The sequence below is a fragment of the Kribbella sp. NBC_01505 genome, assembly GCF_045040285.1.
GTDB lineage: Bacteria > Actinomycetota > Actinomycetes > Propionibacteriales > Kribbellaceae > Kribbella.
Window position 1 is genome coordinate 774,364 of record NZ_CP109425.1, and the last position, 21,438, is coordinate 795,801.

Below are 21,438 nucleotides of genomic sequence, written 5' to 3' on the forward strand. Positions count from 1 at the left end.
GCTCCCCGTACCGGCTACTTCAGGCCGTAGGCCTTGGTGATGTGTTGCTGCAGCCGGCCGCCCGCGGCGTCGGTGATGTCGAGCGCCAGGTCGATCGTGCCGCCCTGCTGGTGGGTGACGAGGGCTTGGTAGGTGTTCGCCGACGTCTTCTTGAGCGGTACGGCGATCCAGGTGCGGCCGTCGTACGACATCCGCAGGCTGACCTTGCTGATCGCCGCCTGCGGAGCGCCCGTCTGGTGGCGCAGCGCCAGGGTGATCGGCGTCGGCGTACCGATCGGGACCCGGTTGAGGTCGTCGGCCTTCGGGAGGCCGACGTCGGCCAGGATCATCGGCATCACCTCGGACTTGCCGGCGCGCGAGCGGAAGTCCCAGATCGAGCTGACCTTGGTCGAGTACTTCCACCACGGCGCGGTCCGCTGCGCGTCCAGCGTCAGCCGGTAGTTGCCTGGGGCAACCGGAACCGGTCCGTTGATGACCAGTTCCTCCGCCTTGACCAGCGTCTTGCCGTCGCGCTCCAACGCCAGTGCGTACGTGTCCTCGGGCGCGAAGCCCGGCTCCTCGTAGTGTGCGCTGCCCTGCTGGAACGCGGCGAGCCCGATCACCAGATGATCACCGGTCCGGACGACACCGGTCTCCGTCGGCCAGTTCGGCGGCTTGGCCGGCAGACCCGAGGTCACCACCGGCCCGCCCCAGGCGATCCGCTGCCGCTCACCGACGCGGTAGCGATGGGCGCTCGAGTAGGCGACATGATCCGACGTACCGGTCACGACGCGCTGGTCCCACTCGCCCGGCGAGACGAACCCGACCCGGTTGACCGGACCGGTGGACAGCGTGCGCGGGGACGTCCCGTGCACCTCGCCCAGAGGCGTGTACCCCAACCGCGTCTCCCATAGCTGGGTCGTCGCGGTGTGCGCGGCGTACGACTCCTGGGTCCGCGCGAGCTGCGCGGCCCGGTACTGGTACGTCGGACGCACCGGAATCCGGCCGGGCCAGGCCTTCAGCAGGTCGTACACCACCGGTGAGGTGGTGACGCCGTCGATCCGGACCGTCTTCTTCGGCAGGTCCGCGGCGGATTCGCGCGAGGTCATCAGCACCGGGATCTTGAGCGCCGGATCACCCAGGCTCGGCCGGTCGGTGCCCAGCCCGGGAGCGAGCGGATCGTAGAACAGCACCCCCGCGACCTTGGCCCGCTGCGCCGCCAGGGCAACGTCCGCCGGCGCCATGTCGGGGTCGAAGGCAACGACCGCGAGCTTGCCGGCAGCAACCTTCAGCTCGGCGTCCTGACCGGTGCCTGCGGCAACAGCCTCCAGCTGCCTGGTCCCGGCGAACCGCGGTCCGTCCACCAGTTCGAGGGCCTTGAGCTCCTTCTTCCCGGCCCACAGCCGGTACGCCGGTGTCTCGAGCCGGGTTCCGGCGCTGAACTCCATCTTGCCGACGGTCACCCCCGACGTCGGTACGGCGAACAGCTGGGCGGGCGCGTCGTCGACAGCGACCTCCTCAAAGCCGGCCACCTTGCCGGCCGTGTCCTTGCGGAAGTAGGCCATCGAGGTGGTCCCGGCCGACAGACCGTGCTTCCCGGCCAGCGAGACGCCGACAGGGACGGCCTTGCGGGCGTCGAGGGTGAACTCGGTGGTCTTCTTGATCGAGATCTGCGGCTGCGCGGCGATCGTGTAGGTCTCCGGCCGCGTGGCCGTGGCCGGCTGCCAGAACGTCGCCGAGATCGAGTAGACCCCCGGAACGATCCGCATGGTCGCGACACCGTCGATCATCTCCGGGCCGCCCTGCCCGTCGAACGTGTCGACCGGGCCGCCGTCGGGGCGGGTGACGAACAGCCAGGAATCGGCCGGCGAGCCGTCCGGCAGCACGCCATGCACGGTCACGTCGTACATCTCCGGCTCCAGGAACCAGCCGTACGTCGTCACGAGCGGATCGCCGGTCGCCGGCTTCGCGATCACCCGGCCGGTGTGGCGGCCGAGCTTGTCGGTCCCCGGATCGGCCGTGACCGTGACGGAGGCCTTGCCACCGGCCGGTACGACGAGTTGGCTCGCACTGAGCTTCGGCGCCGTACCGTTGTCGTCGGCATCGAGTGGCGCGGTCAGCGACAGGGTCACCGGAGCCTTGCCCGGGTTCTGGTAGGTCACTATCCGGCTGACGGGCTTCGGTGCCGGATGCGGCCAGAGGATCGTGCCGAACTCCAGCTCGGCGGTGTCGACGCCGACGCTGTTGTCCGTGGCCTGGTCGGCATCGACCCGCCCGGCACCGGCCGCGTCGAGCGAGGTCTTCGGCATCGGGTCCGCGGTGGAGATCAGTCGGGCCTTGAGCTGGGCCGCCTTCCAGTCCTGGTGCTGCTGAGCGAGCAGGACCGCGGATCCGGCCACGTGCGGCGCGGCCATCGACGTACCGGTCAGTGTCGTGTAGTACTTGCCGACCGGATCGCCGATGTCGGAACCCGCGGCCCGCGGCGCCACGATGTCCGTACCCGGTGCGGCGATGTCAGGCTTCGTGGCCCGGTCGTTGCGAGGACCCTGGCAGGAGGTCTCGTTGACGGCACCACTGCGCTGGAGATTGGCGACGGTGAGCGCCTGCGCGGCGGATCCCGGCGCACCGATGAAGTCCTTGAAGTCGCAGTTGCCCGCGGAGACCACGAAGAGCGCGCCGGACGACGTGGTCAGCTTGTCGATGGCTCGCGACATGGGATCGGTGCCGTCGCTGGCCTGACTCGACCCGATGCTGATGTTGACGACCTTGGCGCCCTGGGCAACGGCCCACTCCGCCCCCGCGATGATCGACGAGTCGGTCCCTGATCCCTCGTCGTCGAGCACCTTGCCGTTGAGCAGAGTGGCGTCCGGAGCGACCCCGACGTACTTGCCGTTCGAGGCTGCACCGGTACCGGCGATGGTCCCGGCGACATGGGTGCCATGGCCGGCGTGGTCGGTCACGTCCGCGGTCGACGTGAAGTTCTTCGCCGCCGCGACCCGTCCCTTCAGGTCCGGATGGGTCGCGTCGATGCCGGTGTCGAGGACGGCGACCTTGATGCCCTTGCCGCTCAGACCGCGCTTGCGGGCGGCCGGTACGCCGATCTGCGGCACACTCCAGTCGAGCGCCGCTGTGACCTTGCGGTCCAGCCAGACCTTGCGGATGGCGGCTGCCCGAAGATGGGTGCCGCGCTGGTTGCTGCGCTGGTTGCTGGGAGCACCGATCGAGGACCAGAAAGCACCGGCCCGGTCGCGGTGGACGGTCGCGGCCCGGCCGCCGATCGAGGCCAGGATCGTGCCCGCGTCGCTGCCCGGAAGGGCCTGCTCGGCGCGCGCCGCCGCCTCGCCCGGTTGACCGGCGTACTCGACGATGACCGGGATGGACGTCGACCTGCTGTCGTCACCGAGTTCGGCGAGCAGCGTGGTGACGTCGAACAGACTCCGGTCGAGCTGACCGGCCGCGAGCTGCGGACGAGCCACGGACGGTACGACGTACGTGTGCCCACCTGCCTGCGAGATCGTCGCCCCGGACGACCGGTGCTCCGGCCCGGGACGGAAGGTGACGCGGTCGGGCGCGCCCTTGCGTTGCTCGATATCCACCCGGTCGCCGGTGATCAGCGTCAGCTGCCGGTGCGTGCCACCGGTCGTCCATCCAGCGGCCAGTGCGGCCGCCGTACTGGCGGTGTCTCTGTCCGGCCGGTCGGTGCCCGCAGTCGCGGCCACGGCCGCTCCGGTGATCAATGACGCCGCACCGAGCAGCGCCACCAAAGATCTGGTCAATCGCATGTCTGTCCCCCGAGGTCAGTCAGTAGATGTGTACCTACTGACTGACCGACGTCAGGGAGCCGACTTTGGTTGGAACACGGCCTAGACCACTCAAACCGATTCCTTTGCGCGGGTTCGCCGGTCTTTATCGATGACCTGTTGATCGAGAAGGGACGGCACCATGGCAAGCAAGCAGTCCGAGGCAGTACGACGGCATTGGGCCGCGGCACGGACGGCCGGCGAACAGACCGACCGGGAGCTCGGCGATCATCGGTGGGCCGAGCTGACGACCGAGCCCGCGGGAGTGGACTATCTCAGCGTGCGCGACCGGTCCGCTGTCTGGATCGTGCCGACGGACGCGGCACCGGACCGCGTTCTGCTGTGCATGCACGGCGGGGGCTTCGTCAGCGGATCGCGGACCTCGCACCGCAAGCTGTTCGGCCATCTGGCCGCCGCTGTCGGCGCGCGAGCCCTGCTCTTCGACTGCCCGCTCGCCCCGGAGCACGTTCATCCCGCCCAGGTCGACACGGCCATCGATACCTACCGCTGGCTGCTGGATCAGGGCATCGCGCCAGAACACGTCGCGTTCACGGGTGACTCCGCGGGCGGTGGGCTGACGATCACCGCCCAACTCCGGGCCCGCTCCCTCGGGCTGCCGCTCCCGGCCGCCGCGATGGCGATCTCGCCCTGGGTGGACCTCGAAGCCAACGGCGCGTCGTACGACACCAACCGCGATACCGACGCGTTCTTCCACCGGGACCTCGTCCGCGGACTCGCGCGCGTCTTCCTGGGACCGGACGGTTCTCCGCGGGATCCGCTGGCGAACCCGTTGTACGGCGACTTGACCGGTCTCGGACCGATCTACGTCCAGGTCGGCGGAGACGAAGTGCTGGTCGACGACGCGCACCTGCTCGCGGAACGCGCCGAGCAGGCCGGGGTCGAGGTCCGGATCGATGTGTTCCCGCAGATGCAGCACACCTTCCAGATGGCGGCCGGCCGCGCGCCTGAGGCAGACGATGCGATCCGGCGGCTGGCAAGCTGGGTGCGGCCACTACTCGGGCTGGTGGACTGATGACTGAAGGAGCTCTGATGACGGGCGACACGGAGTTTGTTCGCAGTACCGAGCCGTACCGCAGAGAGTTGCTGGCGCACTGCTATCGCATGCTCGCTTCGGTCGACGAAGCCGAGGACCTCGTCCAGGAGACCTACTTGCGGGCGTGGCGCTCCTACTCGGCCTTCGAGGGCAGGTCGTCGCTCCGGCTCTGGCTCTACCGGATCGCCACCAACGCATGTCTGACCGCGCTGGAGCAGCGCGGCCGGCGGGCACTCCCGTCCGGCATCGCCGCGCCGGCGACCGACCTGGCTCCCGGGTCGGCACCCCGTGGAGTCGCATTCCTGGAGCCGATCGCAGACTCGTTGGTACTGCCGGAGTCCAGCGATCCGGCCGTCATCGTGGCGGCGCGAGAGAGCTTGCGGCTCGCACTGATCGCCGCGTTGCAACACCTCGCCCCGAAGCAGCGCGCCATACTGATTCTTCGCGAGGTCCTGGCGTTTCCGGCGGCCGAGGTCGCGACCATGCTCGACACGTCGGTCGCGGCGGTGAAGAGCAGCCTGCAACGAGCGCGTGCGCGGCTCGAGGAGGCTGCTCCCGTGCAGGGCGAGGTCTACGAGCCGTCCGATCCACGGGCACAGGCGTTGCTGGCCGACTACATCACCGGCTTCGAGGACGCCGACACCGCTGCCCTCGAACGTGCGCTCCGTGCGGATGCCGCACTCGAAATGGTCGGCACGAGCACGTGGTTCGACGGCCGGGTGATGTGTCTGCGCCTGCTGGCCGAGGCGGTCGGAGCACCTGGCGACTGGCGGATGATCCCGTTCACCGCCAACGGCCAACCTGCGGTCGGCGCCTATGTCCGCGGGCCTGGCGGGGACCACGAGCCGTACGGCGTCGCCGTCCTCACCCCGACTCCGTCCGGGCTGTCGCACATCCACGTGTTCGGTACGGCGGGCTTTGTCACCCGCGCCGGGTTGCCGGCGACCCTGCCGCCTCCGTGACCGCGGTGCGCCGCCGTACCAGGAAGCGGCGTTCGGCCTCGTTGCCGGTCAGTGTCATCGCCTCCTCGTAGGCGGCGGCCGCTTCGGGTGAACGACCCAGGCGGGCCAGTACGTCGGCCCGCGCGGCCGGCAGGTACGGGTAGGAGCGCAGCGCCGGTTCGTTGCCGAGGGCATCCAGTTCGGCGAGGACCTGGGTCAGGTCGGCGCCGGGGAGCAGGCTGCGGGCGGCTGCCCGGTTGAGCGCGACGATCGGCGTCGGCCAGCTGATCATCATCGCGTCGTACATCCGCACGACCTGCCGCCAGTCGGTGCGGTCCCAGGACGGCGCGGTCACGTGGAGGCCCGCCACGGCCGCCTGCAAGGCGAAGCGGCCCTGGCCGCTCAGGAGCGCGGCGGTCGCCCGCGACACTCCCTCGGCCAGCATCTTCACGTCCCAGCGCGACCGGTCCTGATCCGCGAGCAGGACCAGTTCGCCGTCCGCGCTCATCCGGGTATCGCCACGGGCCTCGATCATCAGGAGGAGGCCGAGCAGCGCCTCGGGCTCGGTCTCGGTCGGCATCAGGCGGACGAGCAACCTGGCTAGCTCCACCGCGCGGCCGGTCAGATCGGTCCGGGTCAGCTCCGGACCGGCCGCGACGTGGCCGGCCGTGTAGACCAGGTGCACCACGGTCAGGACCGCGTCCAGCCGAGCCGGGAGCTCGTCGTCGGCGGGGATCCGGTACGGGATTCCGGCGGCCGCGATCTTCTTCTTCGCCCGGGTGATGCGGGCCGCAGCTGTCGGCTCGCTGATCAACAGACAGGCTGCGACCTCGCGAGTGGTCAGGCCGCAGATCAGCCGCAGAGTCAGCGCCACCTGGGATTCCTGCGCCAGCGCCGGGTGGCAGCAGGTGAACACCAGCCGGAGCGGATCGGTCGGCTGCTCGATCTCACCCGGCTCTTCGATGAGCAGCGGGAGTTTGCGCCGCAGCGTGGTCTCGCGCCGCAGCCGATCCAGGGCCAGCCGCCGCGCGACCGTGGTCAGCCAGCCGCCCGGGTTGGCCGGGATCTCGTCCGGCCAGGTCCTTAGCGCCTGGACGAAGGCATCCTGCGTGCAGTCCTCGGCCAGGTCGAGGTCCCGGGTCAGCCGCACGACCGAGGCGAGCACGGTCGACCAGCTCTCCCGGTGCGCCCGCTCAACGGCCGCAACGACCGCCCGCGGGTGTACTCCCGCGGGTGGTCGGTGCGAATCGGCTGGCACTCTCGCTCAGGCCGAGGGCGCGGCTTCCGCGGAGGTGTCCATCACCGGACGGACCTCGACGTTGCCGGACGGGCAGAGCTTGGCCAGCTCGAGCGCCTGGTCCAGGTCGCGGGCCTCGACGAGGTAGAAGCCGCCGAGGGCCTCCTTCGTCTCGATGAACGGGCCGTCGGTGACCAGCGGCTCCGCGCCTTCCCGCTGCTTGACGGTGCTCGCCGTACTGGACCGCTCCAGCGCCGCACCGCCGAGGATGCTGGCGCCGGCCGCCTCCACTGCCTCCGCGAACGCGGTGTGCAGCTTCATCGTCGAGTGCCAGTCCTCCGCGGTGATGTTGTCGTACCACTCCTCGCTGTCGAAGAGCAGGAACATGTACTGCGCCATCTCGGGCTCCCTTGGTGTCGGGCTTGCTACTGAACATCTTGCTGACGATCGGCCCGGAACGGAATCGACAGCACCGCGGCACGAGTTTTCGCGGTACTGTTGAGTGGATACTCAACAAGCCTTCCGCCCCAGGAGGAATGTATGGAGCCCGAACATATGGAACACCGCGACGTCCTGATCGTCGGCGCCGGCCTGTCCGGGATCGGTGCGGCCTACCGGCTGCAGACCCAGAGCCCGGACCGGTCCTACGCGATCCTCGAGGCCCGGGACGCGATCGGCGGGACGTGGGACCTGTTCCGCTATCCGGGGATCCGGTCGGACTCGGACATGTTCACGCTCGGGTTCCCCTTCCACTCGTGGGACGGGAAGGCGATCGCGGACGGCACCGACATCCGGGAGTACGTGAACGACACGGCGTCGACGTACGGGATCGACAAGCAGATCCGGTTCGGGCAGCGGGTGCTGCGCGCCTCCTGGTCGTCGGAGACCGCGCAGTGGACGGTCGAGACGGACGACTCGACGTACACGTGCTCGTTCCTCTACACCTGCAGCGGCTACTACGACTACGACCAGGGGTACGTCGTTGACTTCCCGGGGCAGGACGAGTTCAAGGGCCAGGTGGTGCATCCGCAGCACTGGCCGGCGGACTTGGACTACTCGGGCAAGCGCGTGGTGATCATCGGCAGCGGAGCGACCGCGGTCACGCTCGTCCCGGCGATGGCCGACACCGCGGCCCACGTGACGATGCTGCAGCGCACACCGAGCTACGTCGCCTCCCGGCCGGCTGCTGACGCATTCGCCAACCGCGTGCGCGGCGTACTGCCGGACAAGCTCGCGCATCGGGTGATCCGGACGAAGAACATCGCGATGAGCACGCTGACCTACAACGCGTTGCGCAAGTTCCCCGCCCATGCCGCGTGGATGCTCAATCGGATGGCTGCGCGGCAGTTGCCGGATTCGATCCCCGCTGACCCGCACTTCACGCCGACGTACAAGCCGTGGGACCAGCGGCTCTGCCTCGTCCCTGACTCCGATCTGTTCCGGGCGCTGCGCAAGGGGACCGCTTCGGTGGTGACCGACGAGATCTCGCGTTTCACTCCGACCGGGCTGCTGCTGAAGTCCGGCGAGTCGTTGGAGGCCGATCTGGTGGTCACGGCGACCGGCCTGAGGATGGTTGCCCTGGGCAAGATCCAGCTCACCGTCGACGGCCGGCCGGTCCCTGTCAGCGAGACCTTCGTCTACCGGGGGTTGATGCTGAGCGGCGTACCGAACCTGGCCTGGTGCGTCGGTTACACCAACAACTCCTGGACGCTCCGCTCCGACCTGAGCTCGCAGTTCGTCACCCGGCTGCTCAACCACCTGCGCGCCACCGGCACCGACATCTGCCTGCCGGAGATCGACGCCGCCGAGTACGACGCTCCGCGGCGGCCGGTCGTCGACCTCTCGTCGGGGTACATCCAGCGGGCCGCGGGCATCCTGCCCCGCCAGGGTCCGAACGGTCCCTGGCGGTTGCGGCAGAACTATCCCCGGGACCTGGTCAGTTTCCGGTTCGGCGCGATCGAGGACGGCGTACTGAAGTTCACTCGACGGGCGCCGGCGGCGGCGGACCGACGTACTGCGCACTCGGGCGGATGATCTTCGGGTCGGCCGCCTGCTCGAGGATGTTGGCCGACCAGCCGATCACCCGGCTGACGGCGAAGGTCGGGGTGAACATGGCGCGCGGGATACCGCAGAGCTCCATCAGGACACCGGCGTAGAACTCGACGTTCGCGTAGAGGTTGCGGCCGGGCTTGAGCTCGGCCAGTACGTCGACGATGCGCTGCTCGACCGTGGTGGCGAAGTCGACGAGGGCTTGACCTTCGCTGTGGCCTTGGCCTTGGCCTTGGCCTTGGCCTTGGCCTTGGCCTTGGCTGAGCGGGCCGCGGGCGATGTCGCGGAGCATGAGTGAGCGGGGGTCCTCGGTCCGGTAGACGGCGTGGCCGAAGCCCATGATGCGGTCGCCGGCCTCGATCTTCGCGCGGACCCAGGCGTCGATGCGGTCCGGCGTACCGATCTCGTCGAGGCTGGCCAGCGCGCGGTCAGGCGCACCGCCGTGCAGCGGGCCGGAGAACGCGCCGATCGCGCCGGCGATGGCCGCCACCAGGTCGGCACCGGTCGACGCGATGACGCGGGCGGTGAAGGTCGAGGCGTTGAAGCCGTGGTCGACGGTGGAGATCAGGTAGTGCTCGATCGCCGTGGCCTCGACGTCGGTCGGCAGCTTGCCGGTGACGAGGTAGAGCCAGTTGGCGGCGGCGGTCAGGTCAGGGCGGGGTTCGAGCGGCTCCTGACCTTCGCGGAGCCGGTAGAGCGCGGCGAGGATGGTCGGGGTGACCGCGCAGACCAGCATGGCGTCGGCTTGGCGGCGGGCTGGGTCGGCGTCCCACAAGGGCGGCAGGTTATTGACCGCCGCCAGCACCGAGAGCGCGGTCCGGAGGCCTGCTAGCGGATTGAACTTCGGTCCCGCGTTGGCGATGGCTGGCAGGACCGCGCGGACCTCCGCCGGCAGGATCCGCAGCGGCGCGAGCTCGGCGATGAACCGGTCGCGCTCGGGGGCGCTCGGAAGCCGGCCCTCGAAGAGCAGGTACCAGACGTCTTCGAGCGTTTTCAACTTGGCGAGGTCGACCGCCGAGTACTGCCGGTAGTGATAGAACCCTTCGTCTCCCCGGACATCGCCGATGGTCGTCTCGGTGACGACGACGTTGCGGAGACCGGGCGGAACATTGATCGTCATTGACATGACTTCAGGGTTGATAGCCAATCAAGTATTGTCAATGTTGATCCAGTCAACATGAGAGTGTGATGGAGCGGGAATGACAGCAGAAGGTGATGCGGATTACCTGACGACGGCGCAGGTGGCGCGACGGCTGCGCGTGAAGCCGGAGACGGTCTACGCGTACGTGAGCCGCGGTCTCCTGACCAGCGTCCGGGCCCGAGGCCGCCGCGGCAGCCTGTTCGCCGTCGCCGACGTGGAGCAACTCGCGAGTCGATCGGTGGAGCACTCCGGAGTCGTCGAGGAGATCGAGTCCGCGCTCACACTGCAGTCCGGTGATGAGCTCTACTACCGCGGCCGCTCGGTCCCCGAGCTGGCCAGGACCTCAACACTCGAGTCAGTCGCCCACCTCCTCTGGACCGGCGAGCTGACCGAGCAACCCCCGTTCCCCGTCCACCGCGATTCGGTCAACCTGGCGCGAGCTGCCATGGCCGTCCTGCCACCCACCGCGCGGCTCACCGACCAACTCCGGGTAGCGGTGGCCGCCCTGGGCGCCGCAGACCCGCTGCGCTTCGACCTCGAGCCCACCTCCATCACCACCGCAGCCCGAACGCTCCTGGGCACCCTCATCACCGCCCTCCCCGGCCCCACGGCCTCCCCCAACACCTCGCCCGGCACGCGCCTCTGGCTAAAACTCCGAGCCACCCCTGGCACCCCTGGCACCCCTGGCACCCCTGGCACCCCGCCCCAGCAAGCACGTCCGGAGCTACTCGACGCGGCGCTCATCCTGCTGGCCGACCACGGCCTCGCCGTCTCCACCGTCGCCGCCCGAGTAGCGGCAAGCGCCCGAGCAAACCTGTACGCCGTCGTCTCGGCCGGTCTGGGCGCGCTGGACGGCCAGTACCACGGCACGGCCCCGACCCTCGCCTACGAGTTCCTGGACCGAGCGAAGCACGACCCCCTGGGCGCGCTGTCCGACCGCCTCCGCACCGGCGCCCCCATCCCCGGCTTCGGCCACAAGATCTACCGAACCCGAGACCCCCGAGCCGAAGTCCTCTTCACCCTGCTCGGCGACGCCCCGATCCTCCAGGTGATCCAGACGATCGCCGACCACACCAAGTCCTTCCCCAACAGCGACCTGGCCATCGCCGCCCTCATGCACGCCCACAACCTCCGCCCCGACGCCGGCGAAACCCTCTTCGCCCTGGCCCGCATCACCGGCTGGACCGCCCACGCCCTGGAGGAGTACGCCGCCCCGCCCCTCCGCTTCCGAGCCCCCGGCATCTACACCGGCACCCGCCACGACCTTGAGCACGCTTCAGCCACCTGACCACGCAAAAAGTGGTTGAAGCGCACTTAAGGCCGACCGGCCCAGCCGCCCATCGCCTTAGCCGGAACTTTTTCGCCAAATACCGCCCACGAATGACCGATCAACACGACGAGCGACCCGCCCCATCCGCCGCGCCCGATCGGGGCAGCTCAGCTGGTTCGCGCGTTATCCGGTCGATTTTCGTCGCCGAGCACCCCAAATCCACCGGATAGCGCGAGATCCCGCTCCTCAGGCCCAGGCAACGGGATCGCGGTCGCCGGGCTCGCCATCGCCCTCAGCCATCCGCTCTGCTCGCCGTGCGCTTCAGTCGGCTGTTCTTGGCGGACGGGCGGGGTACAGACCGAAAGGCCTCGGCCGGGCACGTCGGTTTGTGGTTGATCGCCGCGACCGGCCGACCTGAAAGACAGCACGGCTGGCCGCCGCCGTGGCTGAGCCGGACGGCGAGCCCAGTGACCACACTCCCGTCGCCTAGGGCTGACGAGCTCCGGTTGCGGTCCGAAAGAGGAGGCCGCTTCCCGCGTTTCCGTCGCCTGAGCTTCCGAGCTTCGGTTGCGGTCCAGGAAAGGCGCCGGTTCCCGAGCTCCCGTTGCCTAGGGCTGACGGGCTCTGGTTGCGGTTCCGGCAAGACGCCGACACAATTTCCCGTCGCCTGAGCTTCCGGGCCTCGGTTGCGGTCCGGCAAGCGAGGCCGGTGACCACCCTCCCGTCGCCTGAGCTTCCGGGCTTCGGTTGCGGTCCAAGAACCGGCCGCCAGCTCCCGCCCGTCTCACCCAGCTCCATCTCATGGGTTCCCCCACCAGGCAGACCCAGCCCCGACCGGTCCCCATTTGATGGGTCCACCCATCCGGTTGCGGGAGGGGCAACCGCATGCGGCTAGCCAACCCACAATTTGCCTGGCCCACCCACCAAATCGGGTCCCCGCGCGCCCGTCGTACCGGGCTGGAGTGGATCGTTTGGTGGGTTCCCCCACCCGGTTGCGGGTTCTGCACTCGCATGCGGGTCCAGAACCCACCACCCCACGGGTCCACCCAGCAGACGCCAGCCCGACCGTTCCCCATTTTGATGGGTCCACCCACCCTGTTGCGGGAGGGCCAACCGCATGCGGTCAGCCAACCCACGAATTGCCTGGCCCACCCACCAAATCGGGTCCCCGCGCACCCGCCGTACCGGGCTGGCGTGGTTCGTTTGGTGGGTGCGGTCATCTATTGGGGGGTGGCAGGGCGCACGGGGGGCTTGAACAGGTGGTGACCTGTTGCGGACCCCCGGTTCCTGTTCGAACCCACGGCTGGTGGCTCGATCGGGGTCGATCAGCGCGGACGGCAGGCCGAGGAGACAGGGTGGCTGGGCTGCTGCGGTGGCTGGGGTTGCGGGCTTGGTCGGGGGCGGGTCAGGTGCGTTTGCGGTGGGTGGATACGGCGTCGGCGGTGGCGTCGAAGGCTTGGGAGGCCAGGGGGTAGTCGCGTTGGGCTACGCCTAGGTAGAGGGCGTCCAGGACGATCATCTGGGCGTGGCGGCCGGCCAGGGCGCCGGAGCGGAAGGTGATGTCGCGGGCGGCGGTGACCAGGACGATGTCGGCGGCCTGGGCCAGGGGTGAGCGGGGGTAGTTGGTGAGGGCGACCGTGGTGGCGCCTTGGGCGGCGGCGCGGGTCAGCGGTTCCAGGACCTCGATGGTTTCGCCGCTGTGCGAGATGCCGACCGCGACGTCCCCTGGTCCGAGCAGGGCGGCGCTGGTGAGGGCGTTGTGGACGTCGCTCCAGCTGTTCGCGCCGCGGCCGATGCGGTGCAGGCGGAGGCGCAGTTCGTCGGCGACCGCGGCTGAGCCGGAGACGGCGTACAGGTCGATTCGGCGGGCGTCGGAGATTGCCTGGACCGCGCGACCCAGGGCCGGTACGTCGAGCGCGGCGACGGTGTCTTCGAGGGCTCGGGTGTCGGCGCGGAGCAGGGTGTGCAGGACGTCGTCGAGGGTGTCGTCGGGGCCGACCTCGGCGCCGGTACCGCGTTCCCAGCTGAGGCTGCTGCGGCCGGTCTCGGCGGCGAGCCCGAGCCGGAGTTCGGCGTACCCTGACAGGCCGAGGGCGATACAGAACCGGGTCACGCTCGGCAGCGACGTACCGCAGCGGGCCGCGAGCTGACCGATCGTCGACGACGCGACCCCGCTCGGATCGCGCAGTACCTCGGTCGCGATTCGCGTCTGAGCCGGACTGAGCACGGGCAGCAGCCCCCGGATCCGCGCCTCGAGACTGGGCGGCGGTGGGACAGCGGCAAGGCTCATGTGAATTATTCTCAGACCAGAGCGCAGTACATTGCAAGAGTTCACAGGACGCTTCGGCGGAGATCGCAAGGCTCGACGCGGCCGTCTCCAGCCAGCATGGTCAGCTCATGCAGCCACGCCGTCTCGTCATCGCCCTGGCGACCGTCGCCGCCCTCGCACAGCCCGCCGCTTTCCTGCAGCCCCAAGCTAAGGCGGCCCCACCAAAGGCGCAGGCGGGCCTGCCCTACCCCGCGCGCGACGCGTACCGGATCAAGTCGCTCCAGCCCGACTTCTGGGCGAACCCGCAGGAGATCGCCGGCAACAACACCGGCGGTGTCGCGATGAACATGGTCTGGGCCGCCTGGGAGCCGACCAGCAAAGCTGCGCCATGTTCCGCCACCGAGCAGGAGTACGACGGCCGCTGCTTCGCTGTGGACGCGCAGACCGACGCAGCGATCAAGGACTGGACCGACCGCGGCCTGATCGTCACCTCGGTCGTCTACGGCACCCCCGCCTGGGCCCGGTCCGGCAAGCCCTGCTCCCCGGCCGCACCAGGCATGGAGATCTTCTGTACGCCGAACAACCCCGCCGACTACGCGCGGTTCGCCGGGATGATCGCGCAACGGTACGACGGCCTGCACGGCCACGGCCGGATCGCGGACTTCGTGATCAACAACGAGGTCAACACCAACGCCTGGTTCGACATCGGCTGCGGCGAGGGCACACCGTGCGACAAGAACCGGTGGCTGGACGAGATCGCTGCCAACTACAACGCGGCGTACGACAAGATCGTCGCGGCGCAGTCGGAGGCGAAGGTGCTGGTCTCGATCGACCAGCAGTTCGGCATCGAGCTCGAACGCCCGGCCGCGCAGGACGCCACGCTGGCCGGCCAGACAGTACTGCGTGGGCTCGCCAGCCGCGTCGGCTCTCGGACCTGGCGAGTCGCGGCGCACCCGTACGCTCATCCGCTGAGCAGCGACGTGATCAGTGCGGACGACTATCCCTTCCTGACTCACGGCAACGTCGGCGTACTGCTCGGCTGGCTGCAGCAGAACTTCCCCAACACCCCGGCCGCGACCGACGTCCAGCTCACCGAGAGCGGCGTGGTCTCGACGTCGCCGTCGACGCCCGCGCGGCAAGCGGCCGGAGTCTGCACCATCTTCCGCAACGTCCTCGGTACGCCGGGGATCACGAACTTCGTCTATCACCGGATGGTCGACCACCCCGAGGAAGGCATCGGCCTCGGGCTGCGGAATGCCGGCAAGACGGCCAAGACGGCCTGGACGACCTGGGCGCTGGCCAACCGCAGCGACCTGAACCCGCCCCAACTGAGCTGCGGCTTCGAGAAGTTGCCCTACACAACACTCACCCGCGGCTACAACGCGAACCGCGGCCACTGGGCCTCGTCCCGTCTGCTCCCCACCGGGTTCACCGCCGAGCGCACCTGGCGCCTGCTCCGTGAGCAGGCGCCCGACACCGTGCCGCTCTACGAATGCCAGGTCGGCGGCCACAACCTCCTCACTCGCGATTCCGGCTGCGAAGGCCTGCGCCCACTAGGCCCGGTCGGCTACGCGCGAACCTCAGCGGCCGCCGGCAGCATCCCCATCTACCGCTGCTACCTCCCCGGCAACGGCGACCACTTCGTCTCCCCCGACCCCAACTGCGAAGGTCAGCGGACAGAACAACTGCTGGGCTACTCGGCTGCTTAGAACCGTCGGATCGTGAAGTGTTTCGAGGAGCCACCGGCTAGCAGGATGTCGACACTGCCGCTGAGCACGTAGGTTCCGTCCGGGGTGACGGCGGCGGTGGTCGGGGCGGCGACCAGCCACGCCTCGGACGACTGGACCCGGGCGCTGCGGAAGGCGTCCGTACTGGTCAGCACGGTGACCTCCTCGAGGCCGGGCGCCCCGAGCTTGTTGGTGACGGCGATCAGGCGGCGGTCCCGCGTCATCGCCAGACCGTCGCCGCCAACCAAGTGCTTGCCTACGGCAACCTCAGAGATCCGTCCGGCGGGCGTGATCCGCAGCAGGACGCCGGTGTCGTAGCGGACCGTCAGCAGGAATCCGGCCGGGTCCCAGACGATGCCGTTCGCGCCGATCGAATCACTCCGCAGCCGGGCATCGCGCACCAGCACCGAGGCGTGCCCAGCGCGGTCAACCTTGTAGATCGCGTCCCCCGCCGGGTCGGTCACATATGCGTTGCCCGCGGCATCGATCGCGAGATCGTTCGCCCCGTGCTTCCCGCCGGCCGGGTTCAGCCGCGCGGTATTGAGGTCGATCCGGCGCAGCAACCGCCCGGTCCGCAGGTCATACACAGCCACACCAGACTGCTTGTACGCCGTCGCCTCGGACGACCGCTCACCCGACCCGATATCGGCGTACGTGACCAGCACGCGGTTCCGCCGGGCGTCGACATGCAGCCCGAAGGTGGAGACGCCCGGCGCGACGCCGAACGGATGCGGCACGCCATCGCGGCCGACGACGGAGATCCGGCCGGTGGCGATCGAGCCGATCAGGAAGGCGTGCCGAGTCGGATCCCAGGCGATCCCCTCCGGATAGCGATCGGAGGTGTCGCCCGTGATCACCACCGGGGCCGGAGCCGCGACCGCGGGCGCGGCCACCGGCGAGGTGAAAGCAAGCAAAGCGGCGAGAGCCACCGTGAAGCGCAACATCAGAGAGCCCCTCTCGAGCGGATAAGAACACAGAGACTAATCAGACCTCTGATGCTAGTCAATGCACATATGCCGAAAAGAGTTCGTACGATGGGTGGTATGCGGATGTCCTTCGACCAACGGCTCGGCAGTCACCTGAAGCGGGTCGAGCAAGACCTGCAGGCCGCCAAGGCGGCCGCGGTGAAACCGGCAGGCCTGACAGTGCCGCAGTACGCCGCTCTGTTCGTGCTGGACGAGCAGCCGGGGATCTCGGCCGCCGAGCTGGCCCGCCGATGCCTGGTGACGCCGCAGACGATGACGACGATCCTGCGCAACCTGGAGGCGGCCGAGCTGATCGAGCGCACGCCGCACCCGCTGCACCGGCATGTGATCGAGACCCGCCCGACCGCAGCCGGCCGCAAGGCGCTGGATCAGGCGGACGAGCGGGCCACCGGCGTCGAGCGCCGGCTGGCCGCTGCCTTCACGGACGAGGAGCTCGACGTACTGCGCTCGCTCCTCGCCCGGGTTTCCGAAACACTGACTACTGATCCCATCTTGACCAAATAGGCACAGACTGGATCGCTAAGAACTCAGAACAGCGCCGCCATCAGCCGGCGCCGGGCCTTGCCGACGCGCTCGTCCTCGGGGCCCACGACCTCGAACAGCTCCAGCAGGTGCAGGCGAACGGTGTTGCGCTCGTCCCCCGCGGTCGTCTGGATCACGCTGATCAACCGGCTGAACGCGTCCTCGATGTGGCCGCCCATCAGGTCGACATCGGCGACCAGCAACTGCGCCTCGATGTCGCCCGGGTTGTCGGCCGCGCGGGTGCGGATGTCGGCCGGCGCCTCCTGGGTCCGCTTCACCAGCTGGACCCGAGCGAGACCGGACTTCGCCTCGGCGTCGTTCGGCGTCTCCTTGATGAGCTCCTCGTACGCCGCGATCGCGCCCTCGAGGTCGCCCGCGCCGACCGCGTCCTCCGCCTTCGCGTAGCGCGGGTTCGGGGCGTCCTCCTCCTCGACCGGAGCCTCGGCGGCCGGTCCGACCGGCTCGGCCCGACCGGAGACACCGTTCGCCACGGCGAGCGTCATCAACTGGTCGAGGTACTGCCGGATCTCGGCCTCGCCGAGCGCGCCCTGGAACAGCGGGACGACCTGTCCACGCAGTACGGCGATCACCAGCGGCACGGACTGCACGCCGACTGCCTGCGCCAGCTGCGGGTTCGCGTCGATGTCGACCCGGGCCAGCAGGAACTTGCCGGCGTACTCGGTCGACAGCTTGGCCAGCGCCTCGCCGAGCTGAGCCGCCCCCTGCGCCCGCGGCGACCAGAACTCGACCACCACCGGGACCTGCAGGGACCGCTCGATCACATCGTTCTGGAACGTCGGCTCGCTGACGTTCAGCACGTACGGCCCCGCGGCACCGCCACCCGCCGTACCGGCACTCGCACCCGGCGCACCAGCGCCGCCAGCGCCTGCACCGGGCCCAGGGGCACCGGCAGGACGGCGCAGAGCCGACAGATCGATCGCCCCGGGACGGGAGAAGTTGGACTGACTCACCACTGCCCTCGCATTCCGCTCGCGCCCATCGGGCGCCCACCGCGTACGTTCACAGGTCTATCCTCTCCGACGCTACTCAAGCGTTGGGTGCCCGGGTGGCCAGGAGTAGTCGCGCCAGGCCGCTCCGCGTCCCGGCGACCGCGATCCGGTCGCCTCCACGCAGCGGCCGGTCGTACGCCGGGGTCCAGTCCCAGGGCTCGGTCTCGCGCTTGTGAGCGAGCACCCGGAGCCCACCGGCCTCGTCCAGCTCACCGAGCCGCAGACCGACCGAAACCGAGCTAGGCTCGACCGCTACCTCAGTCAGCAGCAGAACGCGCCGCCCGGCCGGCACAGTGACCTGGCTGCGCCGGTTGGCCGCCGCAGCGGCGATGGCCGGGGCAACCAGCATCGACACCGAGCGACTGTGCCCAAGGCCGAGCCGCCGCTCGACCCGCTGCGCCAGGTCATGGTCGAACATTCGCATCGTGATCCGGGCATCCGGATTGAGGTCCCGGACCACCATGGCCGACTCAAGGTTCGTGATGTCGCCGTTGGTCAGTGCCAGCACGGACTGCGCCCGCTGGACTCCAGCCTGGCGCAGCGTCTCCTCATTACTGCTGTCACCGATCACTACCGGGATCCGCAACCGGTGCGCAGTCTGTACGCCGGGGGCGTCCTCGTCATGCTCGATGCCGACGACTGCGACCCCACGCTCGGCCAGGATCTCCAGCACGCGCGCACCGACCGTACCGAGGCCGCAGACGACCACGTGGTTCCGCGGCCGGCCGCGGACGCCGCCGATCACCCGGGACAGTCGCGCACCGATCAGCGAGTCGACGATCACCGCGGTCAGCAGTGCCACCAGCACGATGCCGGTCAGCTGGACGACCACTCCGGCGACCTTGGCCCACGGCGCGGCCTCGGAGAACTTGTCGTCCTCGATTCCGGCCGAGGTCACCGCTCCGGCCACCAGGTAGAGCGCCCGCAGCCAGTCGATCCTGGCGATGTAGTGCGTCAGCACGGTCCCGACGATGACCAGCATGGCCATCACCGCCGCGATCCGCCGGACCCGACGATCCAGCACGTCGCTGAGGGCCATCAGCCACCCAGCACGCCGTACGTCGCGAGTCCTCCAGACCGTGCGAATTCCAGTCCCGAGGACGATGTCGCCACTCGGATCGGCACTCGCCTCCGGCAGCAGCACCGGGGTCGCGGACGAGGTGGTGTCGGCCAGCACGGTCAGATGCGGCTCACGGATCAGATCGGCCTGCCCAGCAACCAGCCGCCGGTCACCGATCTCGAGCCAGGTCAGCTCGTCGTCCTCCAGTGCATCCGCCACGAAGGCAGGCGCAGCGAGCGACGGACCGGAGATGACCACGCAGTCGCCGAGCAGGCTGTACATCTGTTTGCCCAGCCGCGGGTTGACCATCTGGACGATGATGCGCAGCCCCGGGTCCATGTCCCGCGCAGTCAGTGCGGTGTGCACGTTGTGGACGTCGTCGGTGTCCAGCAGCACCAGCGCCCGCGCAGTCGACGCCTGCCCGTCCTTCGCATCGATACCAGCGCGGCGCAGCAACGACTCACTGATCACCCGGACGCCCATCACCTGGGCACCCAGCTCGCTGATCCGGTCGTAGTGCCGCGAGGCCGGGTTGACGACCGCGACCACCCGCTCGCCCGAGCTCACCAGCTCGGTGACGACTCGCAGCATCGTGCGGTCCGAACCACACACCACGACGGCCCGTCCATCGGGTGGACCGGCCGCCGCCTGCACGCGCGCCGAAGCTGTGGGCTCTGCCGGTCCGTCCTCAGAAGCGGGCGGGCTCTCGGTATTCGCCCCACTCGTCCCGAAGAACGTGACAGATTTCCCCCATCGTGGCCTCCGCACGCGCCGCCTCCAGCATGGGCTCGATCAGGTTGCCAGTCCCCCTGGCCGCTTCGACAAGAGCCGCCAGCGTACGCCGTACCAGGTCCTCGTCGCGTTGGGACTTGCGCGTCGCCAGCACCCGGCACTGCTCGACCTCGACCTCGTGGCTGACCCGGAGGATCTCCAGCCCGCCCGAGACGGTGTCGGTCAGCGTGTTCACGCCGACGATCTTCTTCTCGCCCTTCTCGAGCTTCTGCTGGTACTCGAAGGCGGCGTCGGCGATCTCGGCCATGAACCAGCCGTCCTCGATCCCGCGCAGGATGCCGCCGGTCATCGTGCCGTCCGGGCTCATCTCCTTGATCCGCGCGAAGATCTCCTCGGCCTCGGCCTCGATCTTGTCGGTGAGGGCCTCCACGTACCAGGAGCCGCCGAGCGGGTCGGCGACGTTGGTGACGCCGATCTCCTCCATCAGCACCGACTGCGTGCGGAGCGCGATCTCGGCCGACTGGTCGGTCGGCAGCGCGAGCGTCTCGTCGAGCGCATTGGTGTGCAGCGAGTTCGTGCCGCCGAGAACAGCCGCAAGAGCCTCCACAGCAGTCCGTACGACGTTCAGCGTGGGCTGCTGCGCGGTCAGCGAGACGCCTGCGGTCTGGGTGTGGAACCGCAGCCACTGGGCCTTGTCTGTCTTGGCGCCGTAGACGTCACGCATCCAGCGCGCCCAGATCCGGCGGCTGGCGCGGAACTTCGCGATCTCCTCGAAGAAGTCCAGATGACTGTCGAAGAAGAACGACAGACCGGGCGCGAAGACATCCACGTCGAGACCACGGTCGAGGCCGAGCTCGACGTACCCGAAGCCGTCGGCGAGCGTGTAGGCAAGCTCCTGGCCGGCCGTCGATCCGGCCTCCCGGATGTGATAGCCGGAGACACTCAACGGCTTGTACGCCGGGATCGTGGCGGCGCAGTACTCCATCAGGTCACCGATCAGGCGCAGGTGCGGTTCCGGCGGGAACAGCCACTCCTTCTGCGCGATGTACTCCTTGAAGATGTCGGTCTGCAGCGTGCCGTTGAGCTTGGAGATGTCGGCGCCCTGCCGCTCGGCGGCGACCAGATACATCACGAAGGCCGGTACGGCGGGGCCGGAGATCGTCATCGAGGTCGTGACGTCCTGCAGCGGGATGCCGTCGAACAGCCGGTCCATGTCGGCCGCCGAGTCGATCGCGACACCGCAGTGGCCGACCTCGCCGAGCGACTTCGGCTCGTCGGAGTCACGACCCATCAGCGTCGGCATGTCGAAGGCGACGGACAGCCCGCCGCCACCGCCGTTCAGGATCATCTTGTAGCGCGCGTTGGTCTGCTCGGCGCTGCCGAAGCCGGCGAACTGCCGGATCGTCCACGGCTTGCCACGGAAGCCGGTCGCGTGCAGACCACGGGTGAACGGGAACTCGCCCGGCCAGCCGATCCGCTCCATCCGCGGGTCGGCGGTGCCTTCCGGCGGGCCGTAGACGGGCTCGACCTCGGTGCCGGAGAGCGTGGTGAAATCCGCCTCCCGCTTGCGCGCTGCGTCGTACCGCTGCTGCCACCGGCTGCGTCCGGCCGCGATCTCCTCGGCGTCCATGCTCTCAAAATACTTGGACGTCCAACTAATT

The 21,438-nt window shown here is 69.2% G+C and carries 15 protein-coding genes; 6 read left to right on the forward strand and 9 right to left on the reverse strand.

Annotated features, from left to right (window positions below; all coding sequences use genetic code 11):
- Positions 1–14: 14 nt before the first annotated feature.
- A complete protein-coding gene (locus OG474_RS03350; protein WP_405060683.1) occupies positions 15–3,761 on the reverse strand; it encodes a S8 family serine peptidase in 3,747 nt (1,248 codons plus the stop codon).
- Between the two features lie 160 nt (positions 3,762–3,921).
- On the opposite strand from OG474_RS03350, the gene OG474_RS03355 reads away from it, so the two are divergent.
- Both OG474_RS03355 and OG474_RS03360 read left to right on the forward strand, forming a co-directional pair.
- On the forward strand, positions 3,922–4,812 hold the full coding sequence (locus OG474_RS03355) for an alpha/beta hydrolase (protein ID WP_405060684.1): 891 nt from the start codon (positions 3,922–3,924) through the stop codon (positions 4,810–4,812).
- Between the two features lie 17 nt (positions 4,813–4,829).
- Entirely contained in the window at positions 4,830–5,795 is a 966-nt protein-coding gene (locus OG474_RS03360) for a sigma-70 family RNA polymerase sigma factor (protein ID WP_405060685.1), read from the forward strand.
- Here OG474_RS03360 and OG474_RS03365 read toward each other — a convergent pair.
- Positions 5,755–6,939 (reverse strand): RNA polymerase sigma factor, encoded by a 1,185-nt coding sequence (locus tag OG474_RS03365; RefSeq protein ID WP_405060686.1) that lies wholly within the window; start codon positions 6,937–6,939, stop codon positions 5,755–5,757. The two genes, OG474_RS03360 and OG474_RS03365, sit on opposite strands and share 41 nt — an antisense overlap.
- A 99-nt stretch (positions 6,940–7,038) precedes the next feature.
- The gene (locus OG474_RS03370; protein ID WP_405060687.1) at positions 7,039–7,410 is read right to left on the reverse strand and encodes a YciI family protein; all 372 of its coding nucleotides are present in this window, start codon (positions 7,408–7,410) and stop codon (positions 7,039–7,041) included.
- A gap of 141 nt (positions 7,411–7,551) precedes the next feature.
- Here OG474_RS03370 and OG474_RS03375 point away from each other — a divergent pair, with 141 nt between their 5' ends.
- Positions 7,552–9,045 carry a flavin-containing monooxygenase gene (locus tag OG474_RS03375; protein ID WP_405060688.1) on the forward strand — a complete coding sequence of 498 codons (1,494 nt, stop codon included), beginning with the start codon at positions 7,552–7,554 and terminating at the stop codon, positions 9,043–9,045.
- Here OG474_RS03375 and OG474_RS03380 read toward each other — a convergent pair.
- On the reverse strand, positions 8,990–10,180 hold the full coding sequence (locus tag OG474_RS03380) for a citrate/2-methylcitrate synthase (protein WP_405060689.1): 1,191 nt from the start codon (positions 10,178–10,180) through the stop codon (positions 8,990–8,992). The genes OG474_RS03375 and OG474_RS03380 overlap by 56 nt on opposite strands.
- A gap of 79 nt (positions 10,181–10,259) precedes the next feature.
- Here OG474_RS03380 and OG474_RS03385 point away from each other — a divergent pair, with 79 nt between their 5' ends.
- Positions 10,260–11,489 (forward strand): citrate/2-methylcitrate synthase, encoded by a 1,230-nt coding sequence (locus OG474_RS03385; protein ID WP_405060690.1) that lies wholly within the window; start codon positions 10,260–10,262, stop codon positions 11,487–11,489.
- A gap of 1,387 nt (positions 11,490–12,876) precedes the next feature.
- On the opposite strand, the gene OG474_RS03390 is transcribed toward OG474_RS03385, so the two are convergent.
- Positions 12,877–13,761 (reverse strand): MurR/RpiR family transcriptional regulator, encoded by an 885-nt coding sequence (locus tag OG474_RS03390; RefSeq protein WP_405060691.1) that lies wholly within the window; start codon positions 13,759–13,761, stop codon positions 12,877–12,879.
- Positions 13,762–13,868: 107 nt separating this feature from the next.
- Between OG474_RS03390 and OG474_RS03395 the strand changes: the two genes are divergently transcribed.
- Positions 13,869–15,449: a DUF5722 domain-containing protein gene (locus OG474_RS03395; RefSeq protein ID WP_405060692.1), complete on the forward strand. Its 1,581-nt coding sequence runs from the start codon at positions 13,869–13,871 to the stop codon at positions 15,447–15,449.
- Here the strand turns inward: OG474_RS03395 and OG474_RS03400 are convergent.
- Positions 15,446–16,411: a hypothetical protein gene (locus tag OG474_RS03400; protein WP_405060693.1), complete on the reverse strand. Its 966-nt coding sequence runs from the start codon at positions 16,409–16,411 to the stop codon at positions 15,446–15,448. The two genes, OG474_RS03395 and OG474_RS03400, sit on opposite strands and share 4 nt — an antisense overlap.
- Positions 16,412–16,510: 99 nt before the next feature.
- Here OG474_RS03400 and OG474_RS03405 point away from each other — a divergent pair, with 99 nt between their 5' ends.
- Positions 16,511–16,957 carry a MarR family winged helix-turn-helix transcriptional regulator gene (locus tag OG474_RS03405; protein ID WP_405060694.1) on the forward strand — a complete coding sequence of 149 codons (447 nt, stop codon included), beginning with the start codon at positions 16,511–16,513 and terminating at the stop codon, positions 16,955–16,957.
- Between the two features lie 23 nt (positions 16,958–16,980).
- Here the strand turns inward: OG474_RS03405 and OG474_RS03410 are convergent, their stop codons facing one another.
- From OG474_RS03410 to OG474_RS03420, 3 genes are all read right to left on the reverse strand, one after another.
- Positions 16,981–17,946: a tetratricopeptide repeat protein gene (locus OG474_RS03410; protein WP_405060695.1), complete on the reverse strand. Its 966-nt coding sequence runs from the start codon at positions 17,944–17,946 to the stop codon at positions 16,981–16,983.
- 76 nt (positions 17,947–18,022) lie between these two features.
- Entirely contained in the window at positions 18,023–19,813 is a 1,791-nt protein-coding gene (locus OG474_RS03415; RefSeq protein ID WP_405060696.1) for an NAD-binding protein, read from the reverse strand.
- Complete coding sequence (locus tag OG474_RS03420) at positions 19,734–21,407, reverse strand: methylmalonyl-CoA mutase (protein WP_405060697.1); 1,674 nt, start codon at positions 21,405–21,407, stop codon at positions 19,734–19,736. The genes OG474_RS03415 and OG474_RS03420 overlap by 80 nt, the downstream gene beginning before the upstream one ends.
- Positions 21,408–21,438 lie beyond the last annotated feature (31 nt).